General features: G+C 71.7%; 18 protein-coding genes. 3 read left to right on the top strand and 15 right to left on the bottom strand.

Annotated features, from left to right (window positions below):
- Window positions 1-15: 15 nt before the first annotated feature.
- From ACIPWY_RS05085 to ACIPWY_RS05070, 4 genes are all read right to left on the bottom strand, one after another.
- A complete protein-coding gene (locus ACIPWY_RS05085; RefSeq protein WP_401532266.1) occupies window positions 16-1,215 on the bottom strand; it encodes a sensor histidine kinase in 1,200 nt (399 codons plus the stop codon).
- A complete protein-coding gene (locus ACIPWY_RS05080; RefSeq protein ID WP_401532264.1) occupies window positions 1,212-2,747 on the bottom strand; it encodes a cation acetate symporter in 1,536 nt (511 codons plus the stop codon). Before ACIPWY_RS05080 ends, ACIPWY_RS05085 begins: the two co-directional genes overlap by 4 nt.
- The gene (locus ACIPWY_RS05075; protein ID WP_116506061.1) at window positions 2,744-3,091 is read right to left on the bottom strand and encodes a hypothetical protein; all 348 of its coding nucleotides are present in this window, start codon (window positions 3,089-3,091) and stop codon (window positions 2,744-2,746) included. Before ACIPWY_RS05075 ends, ACIPWY_RS05080 begins: the two co-directional genes overlap by 4 nt.
- Window positions 3,092-3,205: 114 nt before the next feature.
- Window positions 3,206-3,955: a LytR/AlgR family response regulator transcription factor gene (locus tag ACIPWY_RS05070; protein WP_393702988.1), complete on the bottom strand. Its 750-nt coding sequence runs from the start codon at window positions 3,953-3,955 to the stop codon at window positions 3,206-3,208.
- A gap of 139 nt (window positions 3,956-4,094) precedes the next feature.
- Between ACIPWY_RS05070 and ACIPWY_RS05065 the strand changes: the two genes are divergently transcribed.
- Window positions 4,095-4,748, top strand: coding sequence for a zf-HC2 domain-containing protein (locus ACIPWY_RS05065; RefSeq protein ID WP_362904974.1), 654 nt, complete (start codon window positions 4,095-4,097; stop codon window positions 4,746-4,748).
- A gap of 47 nt (window positions 4,749-4,795) precedes the next feature.
- Here the strand turns inward: ACIPWY_RS05065 and ACIPWY_RS05060 are convergent, their stop codons facing one another.
- The 3 genes from ACIPWY_RS05060 to ACIPWY_RS05050 all read right to left on the bottom strand — a co-directional run bounded on the left by ACIPWY_RS05060 (window position 4,796) and on the right by ACIPWY_RS05050 (window position 9,045).
- Window positions 4,796-5,656, bottom strand: coding sequence for a DNA-formamidopyrimidine glycosylase family protein (locus tag ACIPWY_RS05060; protein WP_362904976.1), 861 nt, complete (start codon window positions 5,654-5,656; stop codon window positions 4,796-4,798).
- Window positions 5,657-5,714: 58 nt separating this feature from the next.
- Window positions 5,715-7,808, bottom strand: a complete 2,094-nt coding sequence (locus ACIPWY_RS05055) for a SpoIIE family protein phosphatase (RefSeq protein WP_362904977.1) — start codon at window positions 7,806-7,808, stop codon at window positions 5,715-5,717.
- 115 nt (window positions 7,809-7,923) lie between these two features.
- Window positions 7,924-9,045, bottom strand: a complete 1,122-nt coding sequence (locus tag ACIPWY_RS05050; RefSeq protein ID WP_362904979.1) for a DUF6777 domain-containing protein — start codon at window positions 9,043-9,045, stop codon at window positions 7,924-7,926.
- A 133-nt stretch (window positions 9,046-9,178) separates the two neighbouring features.
- On the opposite strand from ACIPWY_RS05050, the gene ACIPWY_RS05045 reads away from it, so the two are divergent.
- Entirely contained in the window at window positions 9,179-10,609 is a 1,431-nt protein-coding gene (locus tag ACIPWY_RS05045; protein WP_401532260.1) for a lipase maturation factor family protein, read from the top strand.
- A 38-nt stretch (window positions 10,610-10,647) separates the two neighbouring features.
- Here the strand turns inward: ACIPWY_RS05045 and ACIPWY_RS05040 are convergent, their stop codons facing one another.
- The 8 genes from ACIPWY_RS05040 to ACIPWY_RS05005 are packed head-to-tail and all read right to left on the bottom strand — an operon-like array spanning window position 10,648 to window position 18,590.
- On the bottom strand, window positions 10,648-11,493 hold the full coding sequence (locus tag ACIPWY_RS05040; protein ID WP_393702993.1) for an amidohydrolase family protein: 846 nt from the start codon (window positions 11,491-11,493) through the stop codon (window positions 10,648-10,650).
- Window positions 11,493-11,804 carry an L-rhamnose mutarotase gene (locus ACIPWY_RS05035; RefSeq protein ID WP_362904985.1) on the bottom strand — a complete coding sequence of 104 codons (312 nt, stop codon included), beginning with the start codon at window positions 11,802-11,804 and terminating at the stop codon, window positions 11,493-11,495. The genes ACIPWY_RS05040 and ACIPWY_RS05035 overlap by 1 nt, the downstream gene beginning before the upstream one ends.
- Window positions 11,801-12,802: an aldo/keto reductase gene (locus tag ACIPWY_RS05030; RefSeq protein WP_401532257.1), complete on the bottom strand. Its 1,002-nt coding sequence runs from the start codon at window positions 12,800-12,802 to the stop codon at window positions 11,801-11,803. The genes ACIPWY_RS05035 and ACIPWY_RS05030 overlap by 4 nt, the downstream gene beginning before the upstream one ends.
- Window positions 12,803-12,807: 5 nt before the next feature.
- On the bottom strand, window positions 12,808-13,581 hold the full coding sequence (locus ACIPWY_RS05025) for an SDR family oxidoreductase (protein ID WP_362904989.1): 774 nt from the start codon (window positions 13,579-13,581) through the stop codon (window positions 12,808-12,810).
- Entirely contained in the window at window positions 13,578-14,933 is a 1,356-nt protein-coding gene (locus ACIPWY_RS05020; RefSeq protein WP_362904991.1) for an L-fuconate dehydratase, read from the bottom strand. The genes ACIPWY_RS05025 and ACIPWY_RS05020 overlap by 4 nt, the downstream gene beginning before the upstream one ends.
- A gap of 27 nt (window positions 14,934-14,960) precedes the next feature.
- Window positions 14,961-15,995, bottom strand: coding sequence for an ABC transporter permease (locus ACIPWY_RS05015; protein ID WP_362904993.1), 1,035 nt, complete (start codon window positions 15,993-15,995; stop codon window positions 14,961-14,963).
- On the bottom strand, window positions 15,988-17,517 hold the full coding sequence (locus ACIPWY_RS05010; RefSeq protein ID WP_393702999.1) for a sugar ABC transporter ATP-binding protein: 1,530 nt from the start codon (window positions 17,515-17,517) through the stop codon (window positions 15,988-15,990). The genes ACIPWY_RS05015 and ACIPWY_RS05010 overlap by 8 nt, the downstream gene beginning before the upstream one ends.
- Window positions 17,514-18,590, bottom strand: coding sequence for a sugar ABC transporter substrate-binding protein (locus ACIPWY_RS05005; RefSeq protein WP_100592964.1), 1,077 nt, complete (start codon window positions 18,588-18,590; stop codon window positions 17,514-17,516). The genes ACIPWY_RS05010 and ACIPWY_RS05005 overlap by 4 nt, the downstream gene beginning before the upstream one ends.
- Window positions 18,591-18,769: 179 nt before the next feature.
- On the opposite strand from ACIPWY_RS05005, the gene ACIPWY_RS05000 reads away from it, so the two are divergent.
- Complete coding sequence (locus tag ACIPWY_RS05000; RefSeq protein WP_340457697.1) at window positions 18,770-19,480, top strand: FadR/GntR family transcriptional regulator; 711 nt, start codon at window positions 18,770-18,772, stop codon at window positions 19,478-19,480.
- Window positions 19,481-19,501 lie beyond the last annotated feature (21 nt).

Raw genomic sequence — 19,501 nt, 5'->3', positions numbered from 1 at the left:
CCTCCGTGCCGCTCGCTACTCGACCTCGACGCCCGAGGAGTGCACGCCTGCGCGGTATTTGGGGATCCGCACGGTGATCTTCATGCCCGCGCCGGCGCCGGTCTCGATGACGAGGCCGTAGTCGTCGCCGAACACCTGCCGGAGCCGCTCGTCGACGTTCGAGAGGCCGATCCCGGTCGAGGTGCCGCCCTCGCCGCGCAGGATCGCCCGCAGCGCACCCGGGTCCATGCCGACCCCGTCGTCCTCGATGACGACCTCCGCCTCCGCGCCCGCGTCCCGGGCGCCGATCGTGATGCGGCTGCGGGTGACGGCACCCTCCAGACCGTGCTTCACGGCATTCTCGACGAGGGGCTGAAGGCACAGGAAGGGCAGCGCCACCGGGAGCACCTCGGGCGCGATCTGGAGCGTGACCGAGAGCCGGTCACCGAACCGGGCCCGGACCAGGGCCAGATACTGGTCGATGGAGTGCAGTTCGTCGGCGAGCGTGGTGAAGTCGCCGTGGCGGCGGAACGAGTAGCGGGTGAAGTCGGCGAATTCCAGAAGGAGTTCACGGGCCCGCTCGGGGTCGGTGCGCACGAACGAGGCGATGGCGGCGAGTGAGTTGAAGATGAAGTGCGGCGAGATCTGCGCGCGCAGCGCCTTGATCTCGGCCTCGATGAGGCGAGTGCGGGAGCGGTCGAGTTCGGCCAGCTCCAGCTGTACGGAGATCCAGCGGGCCACCTCGTCGGCAGCGCGGGCGAGGACGGCGGACTCGCGGGGCGCGTAGGCGACGAGGGCGCCGAGCACACGCCCGTCGGTGACGATCGGGGCGGCCACGGCCCAGCGCAGCGGGCAGTCGACGGCACCGCAGCCGCACCCGAACGCCGCGCTGCGCCCGGTGTCGAGCAGCCCTTCGAGATGCCCCATGACCTGCTTGCCGTGCTGGTCCCCCGCACCGTCCCAGGCGAGGACGGCGGTGCGGTTGGTGAGGCAGAGCGCGTCGGTGCCGAGCAGCGTGCGCAGTCTGCGGGCCGACCTGCGTGCCGACTCCTCGGTGAGCCCGGCCCGCAGCGGCGGCGCGGCGAGCGAGGCGGTGTGCAGCGTGTCGAAGGTGGCCCGCTCCACGGGCGTGCCGACGTCGCTGCGTCCGCCGGGGTGCGCGGTGCGCCGGCCGAGGACGAAGCCGCCCGCGAGGAGGAGCGGGCACAGGGCGAGGAGTACGGCGGTGGTGGTCACGGGCGGGATCCCGGCTCCCCCGTGGTGATCGTCCCCTGGGTGCTGAGCGACTCCGGGAGGTGCAGCCGCGTCATCGTGGCGCTGGTGTGGGGCGGTACGGAGTCCTGGGTGGCCAGCGATACGAGGATCATCGCAAGGAAGCCGACCGGCACCGACCATACGGCGGGCCAGGCCAGCAGTGTGTGCAGCCAGCCGCCCTGTGCGACGCCGGCGACGGTCAGGGTGACCGCGACGAGCGCGGAGCCGCCGCCGAGGAGCAGCCCCGCCCGCGCGCCGGGCGGGGTGAGCCGCCGCCACCAGATGCCGAGCACGAGCAGCGGGCAGAACGAGGACGCCGACACCGCGAACGCCATGCCCACGGCGTCCGCCACCGGCACCCCGCTGACCAGGAGCGCCCCGCCCAGCGGCACGGTCATCGCGAGGAGTGTCGCGAGGCGGAAGTGCCGTACGCCGCGGGCCGGCAGGACGTCCTGGCTGAGCACGCCCGCGACGGCCATCGTCAGACCCGAGGCGGTCGACAGGAACGCGGCGAAGGCGCCGCCCGCCACCAGCGCTCCGAGCAGGTCCCCGCCGAGCCCGCCGACGGCCCGCCCCGGCAGGAGCAGGACGGCCGCGTCGGCGTCCTGGGTGGCGCTCAGTTCGGGCGCGTACAGGCTGCCGAGCCAGCCGTAGATCGGGGGCAGCAGGTAGAAGAGCCCGATGAGGGCGAGCACGGCGACCGTGGTGCGGCGGGCCGCGCGGCCGTTCGGGCTGGTGTAGAAGCGGACGACGACGTGCGGCAGGCCCATGGTGCCGAGGAACGTGGCGACGATGAGGCCGTACGTCGCGTACAGCGGGTGGTCCGCGCGGCTGGTGGCGAGCGGCTGCCCGGAACCCGCGCCGGACCAGGGCATGCCGTCGGCGGGCGGCGGGGCCCCGCCGTCGCCGTGCCAGGCGAGGACCAGGAAGAACGCGGGTACGAGCAGTGCGGTCAGCTTCAGCCAGTACTGGAAGGCCTGCACGAAGGTGATGGAGCGCATGCCGCCCGCGGCGACGGCGAGGACGACGACGGCGGCGACGAGCGCCCCGCCGAACCAGCGCGGCGCACCCGTGAGGATCTGCAACGTGAGCCCGGCGCCCTGGAGTTGGGGCACCAGGTAGAGCCAGCCGGCGCCGACCACGAGCATGCTGACGACTCTGCGGACGCTGCGGGACTCCAGGCGGCCCTCGGCGAAGTCGGGCAGGGTGTAGGCGCCGGAGCGGCGCAGCGGGGCCGCGACGAACACGAGCAGGACGAGGTATCCGGCGGTGTAGCCGACGGGGTACCAGAGCATGTCGGGGCCGTGCACGAGCAGCAGTCCGGCGACACCGAGGAAGGAGGCGGCGGAGAGGTACTCGCCGCTGATCGCCGCGGCGTTGAGGCCGGGGCCCACCGTGCGCGAGGCGACGTAGAAGTCGGAGGTGGTGCGGGAGATGCGCAGCCCGAAGCCGCCGATGAGGACGGTGGCCAGGACGACCACGGCCACGGCGGGTATCGCGTACGCCTCGTTCACGGCGCCCCGTGCCGGTCGCGGACGGCCCGGCCGTGTACGAGGCGGGCGAAGTCGCGTTCGTTGCGCTCGGCCCTGCGCACGTACCACCAGGCGATGAGGACGAGGACCGGGTAGCAGCCGAAGCCGAGGACGATCCAGACGACGGTGGTGTTGCGCAGCGCGCCGAAGAAGAGGGGCAGGGTCACGACGGGCAGGGCGAGGACCGCGAACGCGGTGAGTCCGGTGCGGAGTTGACTGCGCATCAGGGAGCGGACGTAGGCCGCGCCCAGCGTCGTCTGTTCGTCGATCTCCCACTGGGTGGGGTGGCCGGGCAGCCGGCGCACCGCGCGCGGCTCGCCGGTCACGACCTCGCGGCGGGGTGCGGGCTCAGCGCTGGCGGACACGGCCGGAGTGTAGGCGGGGGTGCGGGCCGAGCGGAAGGGGTCGACGCGTATCGGCCCAGGTCACGCGGTTTGCGGTCAGCCGCCCGCCCGCCGCATCAGGAGCTCGCGGACGCGGCTCGCGTGGCGGCGGCTCACGGCGAGTTCGGCGTCGCCTATCCGCACGCTCATGCCGCCGCCGTCGAGGCGCAGTTCGTCTATGCGGTGCAGGGCGACGAGGTGGCTGCGGTGGATCCGGACGAACCCGTGCGGCTGCCAGCGCTCCTCCAGGGTGGTCAGCGGGATGCGCACGAGGTGACTGGCGTCGGCGGTGTGCAGGCGGGCGTAGTCGCCCTGGGCCTCGGCGTACGTGATGTCGGCGACGGCCACGAGGCGGGTGACGCCGCCCAGTTCGACGGGGATCCGGTCGGCGGAGAGGTCCACTGCGGGCCTGGCGACGGCGGCCTGTTCGGCGACGCGGCGCACGGCCTCCGCGAGGCGTTCCCTGCGGACGGGCTTGAGGACGTAGTCGACGGCTTTCAGGTCGAAGGCCTGCACGGCGAAGTCCTCGTGGGCGGTGACGAAGACGATCATCGGTGGCTTGGCGAACCCGGCGAGCAGCCGGGCCACGTCGAGGCCCGTGAGCCCGGCCATCTGGATGTCGAGGAAGAGCACGTCGATGGCGTTGGCGTCGTCGCCTCCCGCGTCCAGGGCACGGCCGATGCGGCGCAGCGCCTCGTTCGCGTCGGTGGCGCCCTCGGCCGCGCGCACCCGCGGGTCGGCCCGCAACAGGTAGAGCAGTTCGGCGAGCGCGGGTTCCTCGTCGTCCACGGCCAGTACGCGCAGCATGCGGCTGGAGTGTAGGTGGTTGTCCGGCGGTGGCCAATCCTGGTGGGACTTGAGTGATTCGACGGCCGGTTGCGTACGGGAGGTCGAGCGGCACACGCCGTGCGGTCAGAGGTCATACACGTACGACGCGAGGAACGGCATGAGGTCCCTGGATCGGCATCGCGACGCCGGCGCCTACGCGCTGGGCGTCCTCGACGAGGCGGACCGCTTCCGCTTCGAGGACCATCTCGGGCAGTGTCCCGGGTGCGTGGCGCGGGTCGGGGGGTTCGGGTCCGCGACGGCGGCTCTGGCGCTGTACGCGCGGGCGACGCCACCGGCCGTGGAGACGGTGGCCGAGGCGGGGCCCGTGCTCCTGGACAAACTGGTGGCGGGGATGGAGCGGGTGCGCCGGGGCGGGCGCAGGCGGTGGCTGTGCGCGATGGCGGCGGCGGTCGTGCTCGCCGTGGTGGGGCCTGGTGTCGCGGTCCTGGGCGGCGGGTCCGGCGACGGCGCCGTACGGCTGGACGCCCGGGACGCGCGGACCGGGGTGTCGGCGTCGGTGACGGCGTCCGGCCACGAGTGGGGCACCGCGCTGGGGATCGAGGTCCGCGACGCGCGCGGTCCGCGGGTGTGCGAGCTGGTGGCCGTCGGCAAGGACGGTTCGCGGCAGACGGTGACGAGCTGGGCCGTGCGGGCCCACGACGCCGCGGCGACCACGACGCAGAGTGCGGTGGCGCTGCGCCCTCAGGAGATCGCCCGCTTCGAGGTGCGGACCGTGGACGGGACGCGTCTGGTGGCCATCCCGATGCGGTGAACCTCCGTTCCCGGCACGGGACTTCGGGCAGCCCGTCGAAGCGGTCGTCACTTCAGGAGCTTCGACATCCTGCGGTCCGCGAGCGGCTTGCCGCCTGTCTGGCAGGTCGGGCAGTACTGGAGCGACGAGTCGTGGAAGGACACCTCACGGATCGTGTCGCCGCACACCGGGCACTTCTCCCCGGCCCTGCCGTGCACCCGCAGCCCGCTCTTCTTCTCGGCCTTGAGCCGCCCGGCCGCGACGCCGCGCGAGCGCTCGACGGCCTCGGTCAGCGTGTCGCGCAGGGCCTTGTGGAGGACGGACACGTCGTCGGCGGTCAGGCTCGACGCGAGCTTGAACGGGGACATCTTCGCGGCGTGCAGGATCTCGTCGCTGTACGCGTTCCCGATGCCGGCGATGAGGCTCTGGTCGCGCAGCGCCCCTTTGATCTGCCTGCGTTCGCCGTCCAGGAGGGCGGCGAAGCGTGCCTCGTCGAAGCCGTCGGCGAGCGGGTCGGGGCCGAGTCTCGCGATGCCCGGGACGTCGGCCGGGTCGTGGACGACGTACACGGCGAGGCTCTTCTGTGTGCCCGCCTCCGTGAGGTCGAAGCCCTCGCCGTCCTCCAGGGCGACGCGCAGGGCGAGCGGTCCTTTGCCCGGGCGGGGCGGGCCGTCGGGGAGCCGGTCCTTCCAGTGGAGCCAGCCCGCGCGCGCGAGGTGCGTGACGAGGTGCAGTCCGTCCGCGTCGAGGTCGAGGAACTTGCCGTGCCGCGTCACGCCGGTGACCGTGCGGCCCTCCAGGGCGGCGGGCGGCGGGTCGTACGTCTTGAGGACGCTCACGGCGACGGGCAGGACGCGGACGATCTCGTGCCCCACCAGATGCTCGGTGAGGAAGTCAGTCAGCGCTTCGACCTCGGGTAGTTCCGGCATAGGTCCAGAGTGCCACCGGGCACCGACAACGCCAGGTGAGCCGGCGCCGCGCCGCCGGTCAGTCGCGGGCCGGCACGACGAACTCGCACCACACGCACTTGCCGCTCCCCCGCGCCTCCACGCCCCACACGTCCGCGAGCCGGTCCACGAGGAGCAGGCCGCGCCCCGAGACGCCTTCCTCGCCCGCCTCGCGCCGGCGCGGCAGCGCGCTGGAGGTGTCCTCGACCTCCACGCGCAGCCTGCGGTCGGACGCGGTGATCACGCGGAGGGTGACGATCGCGGGGCCGTCGGTGTGCATCAGCGCGTTGGTGATCATCTCGTCGGCGACGAGCTCGATCTCGTCCGCGCGCCTGCCCGCGCCCCAGGCCCGGACGGCGGCCCTGATCATGTGCCGGGCCTCATGCAGGGCCTCGGGGTCGTTCGGCGCGACATGCTGCTGCAGGCGCCCGCCCGACTGGGGCGCGCCGATGCCGCGGCGGCGCAGCAGGAGGAGCGCGACGTCGTCGTCCCCGCCGCGTTCGTCGACGCTCTCGCACAGCCGGTCGGCGAGGTCCCCCAGATCGTGGGGGCCGTGGCCGACGAGGGCCGTGAGGGCCTGGAGTCCGTCGTCGAGGTCGGTGCCCGGCTGCTCGACGAGGCCGTCGGTGCACAGGATCAGGGCCTGGCCCGGGTCGAGTTCGACAGTCCCGACCGGGTATTCGAGCCGGCCGAACTCGGCGGAGAGGCCGAGCGGCAGGCCGCCGTCGACGGGCAGTCTGCGGCAGGTCCCGTCGGTGAGGCGGAGCAGCGGGTCCAGGTGCCCGGCCCGCACGAGCTGGACGACCCCGGTCGAGAGGTCGGCCTCGGCATACAGGCAGGTCGCGAACCGTTCGGTGTCGAGTTCGTGGAGGAAGACGGAGGCGCGGGCCATGACGGTGGCGGGCGTGTGCCCTTCGGCGGCGTACGCGCGCAGCACGATGCGCAGTTGTCCCATGACGGCGGCGGCGTGGGTGTCGTGTCCCTGGACGTCGCCGATGACGGCGCCGACGCGTCCGCCGGGCAGCGGGATCACGTCGTACCAGTCGCCTCCGATGTCGCGGCCGAGGGAGGCCGAGCGGTAGCGGACGGCGATGTCGGCGCCGGACACGGCGGGGATGGTGCGGGGCAGCATGGCCTGCTGGAGGCTCTGGGCGAGGTCCTTCTCCTGTTCGTAGAACATCGCGCGCTGGAGGCTCTGGGCGATGCTGCTGCCGAGGGCGACGAGGACGTTGCGCTCCTCCTCGGTGAAGCCGCGTTTGTCGTGGTAGAGCAGGCCGAGCGCCCCGATGGGGCGGGCCTGCGCGATGAGCGGCAGGTAGGCGGCGGCCGTGATCTCGAGCTGGGTGATGTGCGGCCACAGGATCGGGTAGGACTCGGCGAAGTCGTCGGGGGACTCGATGAAGCGGGGCGCGAGGGTGCGCACGACGTCGCCCATGGGATACGGCTCGTCGATCCGCGTGACCTTGGTGCCGGGCACGAAGCTGCCCTCGGGGCCGTCCGCGACCAGGTGGATGCGTCCGGCTTTGACGAGGCCCATGACGAGGCTGGTCGCGCCGAGGTGCTGGAGGCCGTGGCTGTCCTTGAGCACGTCGATGACGTCCTGGACGGTGCGGGCGTGGGCGAGTGCGGCGGTGGTGCCCTGGACGACGCTGGTCTGGCGGCGGCGCAGGTCGTCCTGTTCGCGGCGGGCCGAGCTGTCGCTGAGCTCCTGGGCGGCTTCGCGGACGATGCCCACGATGCGGCGGGGGCGGCCGGTGTCGTCGCGCCGGATGTAGCCCTGGGCGTGGGTCCAGCGCATCCTGCCGTCGCGGCATTTGATGCGGAAGTAGGCGCCGTAGTTCTCGCTGCCGTCCTTCAGGGCGGTGGAGACGACGCCGTCGAGCCGGGTGGACTCGGTCGGGGGGACGCGGATGGCGAGGGTCTCGGGGCGCCCGTCGTATTCCTCGGGGCGTACGTCGAAGATCTCGTGGGCCTTGGCGTCCATGTGCATCAGGCCGGTGTCGAGGTCCCAGTCGAAACTGCCCATGCCCAGGTGGTCCCCGAACTCGGCGAGGAAGCAGCAGGCCGTTCCCCCGGCCGCCCCGTCGCAGTGGGCGCAGTCGTGGGGCTCCCCGCCCCCCGTACCGGCTTCCATGGGGCCACGCTAGGCGCAGCGCGAATCACTCGCATGCGGGGCACGGGGTGCTCCGGACGGTCCCGGCGCACCCCGGGACGCGCCGGGACGGGCCCGTCAGCTGTCGACGGGCCCGTCAGCTGTCGAAGACGAGGCCGGTGCCGTCGGGCTCGTCGGCGCTGTCGGGGGCGTCGGGAACAGGGGGGATCTCGGGGCTGTCGGGGACGGTCTCCGGGCCGACGTCGCTGGAGCCGTCGCCGGGGGGCGAGTCCGTGGCGGTGTCGCCGGGCGCGCTGGTCGGCGGGCTCGCGGGCTCCGTGGCCGGCCCCGACTCCTCCGACGCGGGCGGCTGCGACGACGGGGGGCTGGCGCTGCTGGAGGACTCCGACGGGCCGGTACCGGTGCCGCTGGAGGACTCCGAGGGGCTGGTGCTGCCGCTGGAACTCGGCGATGTGGACGCGGACGACGAGGGCGACCTGGAACTGTCGGAGGGGCTGGGCTTCGGGATCGGGGGCGGCGGCACGCGCTTGTCGTGGTGCCCGTCGTCACCGACCTTCCGCTCGATCCACGTGTTGTTCGTGATGTTCACGATGACGATGTTCGTGATGGTCTTCGGGGCCGGGGTGACGACCACGACCTGGGTGGGCCGGTAGCCGGACCACTGCTGCCCCTCGGTGTGCGGCGTCCCCTTGAGGGCGACGGGCGGCTTCAGCGGGTTGCCGCACGCGCACCGCACCCGGGGCATCCCCCGGTCGTCGACGAGTACGGCGGTGCCGGCCTGGAGCACGGACTGGTAGCTCGACGCCTCGCCGGAGCGGTAGCCGTGGTTGGTGACGCGGGTGTCGACGCGCAGCACGACGGGGGTGAGGCCGCGCAGGAAGCTGGGGACGGAGGCCTGGGAGATGCCCGAGGCCTCGGCGAAGGCGCGTTCCTTGTCCGTGTCCGAGGTGAGGAAGGCGACCTGCTTCTCGACGTCGCAGCTTCCGACGGACTGGGTTCCGCCGTAGAGGCCCGGGGTCGAGCCGTTGACGGCGTGGTTGCCCTGCGGGGTCGCGGAGGTGGTGTCGTCCGGTGACGGCAGCTGCGGCGTTCGAGTGACGGGCGCGGGGGTCTCGGTGGTCCTGGCGGTGGAGTCGGTGAACGGGTCGGGGCCCACCTCCGCCACGGGCTGGAGGAAGAGCTCCCCTTTGTCGGCCGACGCGCTCTTGCCGCTGTCCCCCGAGCACCCGGCGACCAGGAACGCGGCGGATATCGCCAAGGCTGTGACAAGGGTCCTGGTGGGTGAGCGCACCGTGTTCTCCCGCCTACATATGGGCACTTTGACCCATTATTTGTGGCGGAGTCGCGCATCCCGCAAGCGCAATGCGCTCACTCTCCGTCACACTGGAGGGGTGGAGTGGTTCAGCTCGCCCGGGTACTGGCTCGGCCGCCTGATCTTCCAGCGCGGCCTGGCGGCGCTGTACCTCGTGGCCTTCGTGGGGGCGGCCCTGCAGTTCCGCGCGCTGATCGGCGAGCGCGGGATGCTTCCGGTTCCGCGCTATCTGGAGCGCGTGCCGTGGCGGCAGGCGCCGACGCTGTTCAGGGCGTACTACTCGGACCGGTTCTTCGCGGTCGTCGCCTGGGGCGGGGCCGCGGTGTCGGCCGCGCTCGTCGCGGGCCTGGCCGACCGGTTGCCCCTGTGGGCCGCCATGGCGCTGTGGGTGGTGCCGTGGGTGCTTTATCTGTCGATCGTGAACGTCGGGCAGACCTGGTACGCGTTCGGCTGGGAGTCGCTCCTGCTGGAGGTGGGCTTCCTCGCCGTCTTCCTCGGCAACGAACGGGTGGCGCCGTCACTGCTCGTGCTGCTGCTCCTGCGCTGGGTCCTCTTCCGCGTCGAGTTCGGCGCGGGCCTGATCAAGATCCGCGGGGACGAGTGCTGGCGGAAGCTGACATGCCTGTACTACCACCATGAGACGCAGCCGATGCCGGGCCCGCTGAGCTGGTTCTTCCACCGGCTCCCACGCCGCCTGCACCGCGTCGAGGCCGGGGCCAACCACGTGACCCAACTCGTCGTACCCGTCCTCCTGTTCACCCCGCAGCCGATCGCGACGGGCGCGGCCTGCCTGATGATCCTCACCCAGCTGTGGCTGGTCCTGTCGGGCAACTTCTCGTGGCTGAACTGGCTGACGATCCTGCTCGCCGTGACAGCGGTGGACTTCTCCCTCGTGCGCGAACCGCCGCACCCGGCCGCCGCCCCGCTCTGGTACGAGTGCGTCGTCATCGCCGTCACCGCACTCGTCGTCGCGCTGAGCTACCACCCGGCGCGCAACCTGCTGTCCCGGCGCCAGACCATGAACCGCTCCTACGATTCTCTGCACCTGGTCAACACCTACGGCGCCTTCGGTACGGTCGGGCGCATCCGGCACGAGATCGTGATCGAGGGCACGACCGACCCCGTTCCGCGCGAGGAATCCCCTTGGCTGGCCTACGAGTTCAAGGGCAAGCCGGGCGATCCGGGGTACTGGCCCCGCCAGTTCGCCCCGTACCATCTGCGGCTCGACTGGATGATGTGGTTCGCCGCGCTGTCCCCCTTGTACGCGGAGTCGTGGTTCGGGGGCCTGGTGGAGCGCCTCCTGTCCGGCGACCGCGACACACTGCGGCTGCTGCGCCGCAGCCCGTTCCCCGCCGAAGCCCCGCCCACCTACGTCCGCGCCCGGCTCTACCGCTACCGCTTCACGACCTGGCGCGAGCTGCGGGCCACGGGCGCCTGCTGGGAGCGGACGTACGTACGCGAGTTCCTGCGTCCGACGCGACTCGCCGCCTCTCGCAGCCAGAGGCCGTAGGCACCTCCGCCGTCAGAGCCGGTAGAAACCTCCCGGAGTCAGAGCCCGTAGACGCGGGTCGCCGTGCCGCCGAAGACCGCGTCGCGCTCGGGGGCGGTCAGCGACCCGGTCAACTCCTGTGCGGATTCAATGACTTGTTCGTACGTCGCCGCGAGGGTGCACACCGGCCAGTCCGATCCGAACATCACGCGGTCGGGCCCGAAGGCCTCCAGGACGGTGTCGGCGTACGGCCGCAGCGCCCCCGGCGTCCAGGTCGCCCAGTCGGCCTCGGTGACCAGGCCGGAGAGCTTGCAGACCGTGTTGGGCAGGGCCGCGAGCGCGCGTACGCCGTCCGTCCACGGCTCGGTGGCGCCCGACGCGATGGGCGGCTTGCCGCAGTGGTCGAGGACGAAGGTCAGTCCGGGCAGACCGGCAGCTGCCCGTGCGCAGGCCGGGAGCTGATGAGGCAGGACCACCAGGTCGTACACAAGACCGGCGTCGGCGACGGCCGTGAGGCCCCGGCGCACGTCGGCCCGCAGCAGCCACTCGGGGTCGGGCTCCCCCTGGACCTGGTGGCGGATGCCCTTCAGGTGACGCCCGCCCGGGAGTTCGGCGAGGCGGGCCAGGGTGTCGGCGATGTCCGGGCGCGTGAGGTCGGCCCAGCCGACCACACCGGCCACGAGTTCACTGTCGTGCGCCAGGGCGAGGAACTCCGGGGTCTCCTCCTCCACGGCGACGGTCTGCACGAGGACGGTGGCCGTGACACCGGACCGGCGGGCGAGGGGTGCCAGGTCGTCCAGCGTGAAGCTCCGTCGGATCGGGGCGAGTTGCTCGCCGGTGATCCAGTCCTGGTCGCGTACGGAGAGGTCCCAGACGTGGTGGTGCGCGTCGACGGTCACGGGCATCACAGCTCCCAGACGACGGGCAGGCCCGCGTCCGCGCCGTCGGCGGAGTAGTCATGGACGACATCGAGGAGTTCGGCCATGCGGGCCTGCCAGGCGATGTTCACGGGGAGCTTGTCCAGCTCGGCGAGCATGCGGGCGTAGTCCTCGCACTCCAGGACGTGGAACAGGTCGGTCCCGCTGCGCCAGATGGTCCACGACGTGGCACCGGCCGCGCGGATCGCCTCCTGGAGTTCGGCCGGGACCTCGCGGTGCGCGGCCTCGTACGCCTCGACGCGGTCGGCGCGTACCTTGGTGTGCAGGGCGATTCTCACGCGTGCTCCTTTCCGGCTACGGGGACGGGGACGTCGTCAGCGAGCAGCCCTTCGGCGCGGGCCTCCTGCCAGAACGCGGCCGGTACGGCGACGGCGAACTGCTGTGCCGTGTCCAGGACTTCGCGCGGCGAGCGGGTGCCGACCAGGACGCTCGCCACGGCCGGATGACCGAGCGGGAAGGCGAGCGCTGCTGCCCGCAGGGTGATGCCGTGCCGCTGCGCCACGGCCTGCAACTGGCAGGCACGGTCAAGGACTTCGCTGGGCGCCACCGCGTAGTCGTACGTCGCTCCGGGCCGGGGGTCGGCGAGGAGACCGGAGTTGAACACGCCGCCGACGACGACCGACGTTCCGCGTGCCTGCGCCTCGGGCAGCAGCTCGGTCAGCGCCCCCTGGTCGAGGAGGGTGTAGCGGCCCGCGCACAGGACGGCGTCCACATCGGTGTCGCGGACGAACCGGGTGAGCATGGCGGCCTGGTTCATGCCGGCGCCGATTGCCCCGACGACACCCTCGGCACGCAGCCGCTCAAGGGCCGGGTAGGCCTCGCGGAACGCCTGCTCGCCGTGGTCGTCCGGGTCGTGCAGATAGACGAGGTCGACACGGTCGAGGCCGAGCCGCGTCAGGCTGTCCTCCAGGGAGCGGCGCACCCCGTCCGCGCTGAAGTCCCAGACACGGCGGTGTGTGGCGGGCACGGCGAACCCGTGCTCCAGGTCGTCGCCCCCGTTCTCTTCGGCCGGTACGAGGAGGCGTCCCGCCTTGGTGGAGACGGTGTACGCCGACCGGTCCCGGCCCGCGAGTGCCTCACCGAGGCGCCGCTCGGACAGGCCGATGCCGTAGTGCGGCGCGGTGTCGAAGTGGCGGATGCCCGCGTCCCAGGCCGCGTCGACGGCGGACCGGGCCTCCTCGTCGGCGACGGGCGTGTACAGGTTGCCGATGGCGGCGGCGCCGAAGGACAGTTCGGTGACGTCGACGCCGCTTCGGCCCAGTGTGCGGGTGCGCATGGCGGTCACTGGCCCGCCGGGCGCAGCCGCAGGCCCTGCATGCCGCCGTCGACGGCCAGGGCGGTGCCGGTGGTGGCGCCGGACAGCGGGCTCGCCAAGTACGCTACGGCGCCCGCGACTTCGTCGGCCGAGACCAGGCGGCCCGTGGGCTGACGGGAGGCGAGGGCCGCGCGCTCGGCGGCCGGGTCGGGGGCGGCGGACAGCAGCCGGCCGACCCACGGGGTGTCCACGGTCCCCGGGTTGACGCAGTTGACGCGGACCCCTTCGCGGACGTGGTCGGCGGCCATGGCAAGCGTCAGGGAGTACACCGCGCCCTTCGACGCCGAGTACAGGGCGCGCTGCGGGAGCCCGGCCGTCGCGGCGATGGAGCAGGTGTTGACGATCGCCGGGTGCGACGACTCCCGAAGGTGGGGCAGGGCGGCGCGGGTCGTGCGGACGATGCCGAGGACGTTGACGTCGAGGACGCGGTGCCACTGCTCGTCGTCGTTGTCCTCGACGGTGCCCTGGGCGCCGATGCCCGCGTTGTTGACGAGGACGTCGAGCCCGCCGAGGTCGGCCACGGCGGCGGCCACTGCGGCGCGGACGGACGCGTCGTCCGACACGTCTGCGGTGTATCCGCGCAGCGGCTTGTCGACGCTGCCCGGGTCGAGGTCGAGCACGGCGACGCTCGCGCCGCGAGCGGCGAGGAGTTCGGCGGTGGCCCGGCCGATCCCGGACGCTCCACCGGTGACGAGGGCCTTGAGCCCCGCGAAGTCCTGTACGTCGCTTGCGTCGGTCATGCCGCTGCACCCTTCTGGTCGGTGACGCCCTGCCGGGCGAGGTCGGCGGCCCAGAACGCGCCGCCGGGGTAGGTGTACTCCGCGATGGACTCGGGCCGCATCGCGGCGGAGAAGCCGGGCACGGTGGGCGCCGCGTAGTGTCCGTCGCGCATCACGACGGGGTCGATGAAGTGGCCGTGCAGATGGTCGACGTACTCGATGACGCGGTCCTGTGTGGTGCCGGCGACGGCGACGTAGTCGAACATCGAGAGGTGCTGGACGAGTTCGCACAGGCCGACGCCACCCGCGTGCGGGCACACGGGGACGCCGAACTTGGCGGCGAGCAGCAGGATGGCGAGGTTCTCATTGACGCCGCCGACACGGGCCGCGTCGATCTGGAGGATGTCGATGGCGCCGGCCTGGAGGAGCTGCTTGAAGATGATGCGGTTCTGGACGTGCTCGCCGGTGGCGACCTTCACGGGGGCGACGGCCTTGCGGATCGCGGCGTGGCCGAGGACGTCGTCGGGGCTGGTCGGCTCCTCCACCCAGTACGGGTCGAACTCGGCGAGCGCCTTGGTCCACTCGATGGCCTCGCCGACGTTCCACCGCTGGTTGGCGTCGATCGCCATGCGGATGTCCGGGCCGATCACCGCGCGGGCGGTGCGGCAGCGCCGGATGTCGTCGGCCAGGTCGGCGCCGACCTTCAGCTTGATCTGCCGGAAGCCGTCGGCGACGGCCTGCCGGGCGAGCCGGCCGAGCTTCTCGTCGGAGTAGCCGAGCCAGCCGGGCGAGGTGGTGTAGCCGGGGAACCCGCGCTGACGCAGGGCGCTCTCGCGCTCGGCCGCGCCCTCGCGGCCCGATCTGAGAAGCGCGAGCGCGTCGTCGGGGGTGAGCGCGTCGGCGATGTAGCGGAAGTCGATCTGCGAGACGAGCCACTCGGGTGTCGCGTCGGCGAGGAACTTCCACAGCGGTTTGCGGGCGCGCTTGGCCGCCAGGTCCCACACGGCGTTGACGACGGCACCGATCGCCATGTGCATCACGCCCTTCTCGGGGCCGAGCCAGCGGAGCTGGCTGTCGCCGATCAGGTCGCGGTTCAACGTCCCCGGATCCGCGCACAGTTCGTCGACCCCCCGGCCGACGACATGGTGCCGCAGGGCGTCGATCGCGGCGACCTGGACATCGTTGCCACGGCCGATGGTGAACGTGAATCCGTGCCCCTCGACTCCGTCGGCGGCGTCGGTGCGGAGCACGACGTAGGCGGCGGAGTAGTCGGGGTCCGGATTCATGGCGTCGGATCCGTCCAGCTCCCTGGAGGTGGGGAACCGAATGTCGTAGGTGTCAACCGCGGTGATGCGGGCGGCAGTTGGAGACACGAGTGGCCTTTCTTGCTGAGGCAGGGGTCAGTCCTGGGCGCGGCCGGTCGTGACACGGGCGATCATCAGGGCGAGGAGGATGATTCCGCCGTAGATGGCCTGGATCCAGAACGACGGAACCTGGGCGAGGGTCAGCAGGTTCTGGACGACGCCGAGCAGCAGGACGCCGGTGAGGGCGCCGAACATGGTGCCCTTGCCGCCGTCGAGGCTGATGCCGCCGATGACCGCCGCCGCGAACACGGTGAAGATCATGTTGTTGCCCTGGTTGGCGCTGATCGCGCCGACGTAGCCGGTCTGCATGATCCCGCCCACCGCGGCGAGGACGCCCGCGATGACGAACACGCCGAGCATCACGCGCTCGACGCGGATTCCCGCCGCGCGGGCGGCGTCGGCGTTGCCGCCGATCGCGTACAGGGCGCGTCCGATCCGGTGGTACTTCAGGAAGAGGCCCACCACTCCGAAGGCGATCGCGGCCAGCCACACCGACATCGGGATCCGCAGGAACGTCGTGGTCGCGAGGGAGAAGAACGCATCGGGCATGCCGAAGAGCGTCTTGCCCTTGGTCGCGCCGACGAGCAGTCCGCGCAGGACGATCAGCATGGCCAGCGTCACGATGAAGGCGTTGAGCTTGAACTTCACGACGAGGATGCCGTTGAAGGCCCCGATCGCCGCGCCCACGACGAGGATCGCGAGCAACGCGAGCACGGTCGGGAACTCGGTGCCGAATCCGGACTGGGAGACCGGCAGGACGAGCAGGGCGCCGACGGCGGGCGCGATGCCGACCACCGACTCCAGGGAGAGGTCGAACTTGCCCGTGATCAGGACGAGCGATTCGGCGAGCACCACCATCGCGAGGGCCGCGGAAGCCCCGAGGATGGAGATGAGGTTGCGCTCGGTGAGGAACGAGTCGTTGACGATCGCTCCGAGCACCATGAGCAGCAACAGGGCTGGAACCAGGGCCAGTTCGCGAGCTCGACGCAGCAGTACGGCCTTGGCGGGCCCCTTTCCGGGCGCTCCGATCTTCGTCGTGGTCAAGGCCGACGGGGCCTTCGTGTCAGCCATGGTCCACTCCTTCGATGGAGGCGATCAGCTCGTGGTCGTTCCAGCCGGCCGCGTGCTCGGCGACGACCTTCCCGTGGAAGAGGACGAGGACCCGGTCGCAGCGGCGCAGGTCGTCGAGTTCGTCGGAGACGACGAGGACCGCGGTGCCGTCCTCGCGGGCGCTGTCCATGCGGGACAGCAGGGACTCCTTGGACTTCACGTCGACGCCCGCGGTGGGGTTGATGAGGACGAGAAGGCGAGGGTCGGAGGCGAGGGCGCGGGCCATGACGACCTTCTGGGCGTTGCCGCCGGAGAGGTCGGACACCGGCTGGTCGGGGCCCTCCGCGTGGATGTCGAGGCGGTCGATCAGGTCGGCAGCGAAGCGGCGTTTGCGGTCGGTGCCGACGAAGCCGTGGCGGCCCAGGCGCCCGAGAACGCTCATCGTGGCGTTGTCGCCGATGGTCATGCCGGTGACGAGCCCCTGCTCGTGCCGGTCACGCGGGACGCAGCCGACGCCCGCGGCGAGCGCGGCACTCACGTCGCCGAACGGCAGTTTCCTGCCATCCAGTCGAGCCGTTCCTGCGGTCGGCGTGTGCAGTCCGGCGAACGCCTCGGCGAGCTGGATCTTGCCGCTGCCGCTGGATCCCGCGAGCCCGACGACCTCGCCGCTGCGGATGGTCAGGTCGACGTCGTGGTACGCATCCGAGGTGAGGCCGCGCGCGTCGAGGAGGACGGTGGCGTCGGGCTCGTGCTCCACGGCCGCGCGGGCGGCCGCGCGCTCCTCGGCGATGACCTCGCCGGCCATCGCCTCCACCAGTGCGGCGCGCGGCAGTTCCGCGACGGGCGCCGTGGTGATCCAGCGGGCGTCGCGCAGCACGGTGACCGTCTGGCAGACCTCGTACACCTCCTGGAGGTGGTGCGAGATGAACAGGAACGTGACGCCGGACTCCTGGAGGGCCCGCATGCGGGTGAAGAGGCGCTCGATCTCACGGTTGTCGAGCTGTGCGGTGGGCTCGTCGAGGACGATGAAGCGGGCGCCGCCGCTCAACGCCCGTGCGATCTCCACCATTTGGCGGTCCTCGACCTTGAGGTCGGCGGTGCGGGCGTCGGGGTCGACGTGGATGTCCCAGGTGTCGAGGACCTGCGCGGCCTCCTCCTGGAGCGTGCGCCAGGAGAAGAAGCCGCGGCGGCTGCCGGGCTGCCGGTTGATGAAGAGGTTCTCGGCGACCGTCAGTTCGGGTACGACGGTCGGCTTCTGGTAGACGCAGGCGACCTTGGCGCGCCAGGCGTCGCGGTCACTGAGCGGGGGCGCGGGCTCGCCGTCGAACAGGAGGGTGCCCGCGTCCGGCGCCTGGAGGCCGGTGAGGACCGTGACCAGGGTCGACTTGCCGGCGCCGTTGCGGCCCACGAGGGCGTGGGACTCGCCGGGCAGGACGGTCAGACGACCGTCCTGCAGGGCGACCGTGGGACCGTACCGCTTGGCGATGCCCGACGCCTCGACCAGCGGACGGAGCGCCGGCGTGGTTGTCGTCGAGGTGCTCATTTGACCGTGTTTCCCCAGAGCTTCGGGTCGTCGACGTTGTCCTTGGTGACGAGCGGCGCGGGCAGCTGGTCCTCGAGGATGCCGCTGGGCAGCTTGACGATCTCCGAGTCGTGGTCGGTGGGACCGGGCTTGAACGTCTTCCCCTGCATCGCCGCCTTGATGTAGTACATGCCGTACTTGGCGTAGGCGTCGGCGGGCTGGGAGACGGTCGCGTCGATCTGGCCCTTGCGGATCGCTGCGAACTCCTGCGGGATGCCGTCGTTCGAGACGATCGTGATGTGGCCCTTCTCGCCGGTCTTCTTCAGCAGGCCCTTGGACTTGAGGGTCTGGAGGGTGGGGGCGAGGTAGACGCCGCCCGCCTGCATGTAGATGCCCTTGATGTCGGGGTTGGCGTTGAGGAGGGTGTCCAGCTTGGACGCGGCGGTGTCGGACTCCCACTTGGCGGGGATCTCCAGGACCTTCAGGTCCGGGTACTTCTTCTTGACGCAGTCGCGGAAGGCCTGCGAGCGCTCGCGGCCGTTCACGGAGGCGAGGTCACCCATGATCTGGACGACCTTGCCGGTCTTGACCTGCTGGCCGAGGTACTCGCAGGCCTTCTCGCCGTACGCGACGTTGTTGGCGCGCACGACCATGGCGACCTTGCCCTTCTCGGGCGCGACGTCCACGGCGACGACGGGGACGCCCTTGCGCTCGGCCTGGTCGAGGCCGGCGGAGATCGCGGCGCTGTCGAGGGGCGCGACGACGAGGCCCTTGACGCCCTGGTTGAGCTGGTTGTTGATGTCCGTGATCTGCTGCGAGGGGTCACTGTTGGAGTTGACGGTCTTGAGCGCGTCCACGCTCTCGGACTTCGCCATCTTCGGCACGTAGTCGTTGTACGACTGCCAGAACGGCGAGGTGAGCAGCGGCAGGATGACTCCGACCTTGCCCTTTCCGTCGCCCCCGCCCTTGCCGCCTGAGGCGACGTCGTCCTTCGTGCTGCCGCACGCGGTGAGCACCAGGGCGGCGCAAGCGGCGACCGCCGCCGCGCCGACGATCCGCGACCTGTTCCGCTTGCGCACTGTTCTGCCGGCCATCTGACGGCTCCTCATCGAGCGAGATCGAGCGACTTCTGGTACCTGATGGCGGAAATATTTATCAGACCACTTGGCGGCCACAACACCCCTCGGCGCCAACTTTTCCGTGTTTCAGGCCGTAGTGGTCGGACCACATCTCTGGCTAGACTGCGGCGCATCCGGCAAATTGAGGAGCGTCCGTGGAACAGACCGCCCCGCAGAAGGGCACCGTGACGCAGCGGGCCATCGAGCAGATCAAGGCGATGATCGGCGAGGGACTGCTCGAACCGGGTCAGCGGCTGCCCACGGAGCGCGATCTGGCCACCCAGCTCGGTATCTCGCGCAGCTCCATGCGCGAGGCGATCAGGGCGCTCACGGTCCTCGGCGTCCTGGAGGCGCGGCACGGATCCGGCATCTACGTCACGCAGTTGAACGCCGGGGACCTCCTGGAGACGTTCGGTGTCGTCGCCGACCTCTCACGCGGAGCCCGTCTGGTGGAGCTGATGGAGGTGCGCCGCGTGCTCGAATCGACGGCGACGGCGCTCGCGGCCGCGCGGATCACGCCGGAGCAACTCGCCGAGGTGGAGCTGCACTTGGCGGCGATGGCGGCCACGGACGACCCCGAGGAGATCCTCTCCCACGACCTCGCGTTCCACCGGGCGATCGCCACGGCCGCTGGCAACGACACGATGGCCGCGATCCTGGAGGGTCTTTCGTCACGGACGTTCCGGGCACGCGTGTGGCGCGGCTACCAGGAGGAGGGCGCGTTCGAGCGCACGGGCCGCGAGCACGCCCGGATCCACCGCGCCCTGGTCGCCCGCGACCCGGAGGCGGCGCGCGCCGCGGCGGCGGCGCACGTGGGCGAGGTCGAGGCGTGGATGCGCAGTCAGCTCGACGCCGAGCCGGCCTGACCTCCCCCGCACCCCCGGCCC

The sequence above is a fragment of the Streptomyces sp. NPDC090032 genome (assembly GCF_044748025.1).
Lineage (GTDB): Bacteria > Actinomycetota > Actinomycetes > Streptomycetales > Streptomycetaceae > Streptomyces.
The sequence above is the reverse complement of the archived record's forward strand: the minus strand, read 5'-3'. Positions and strand labels throughout refer to the sequence as shown.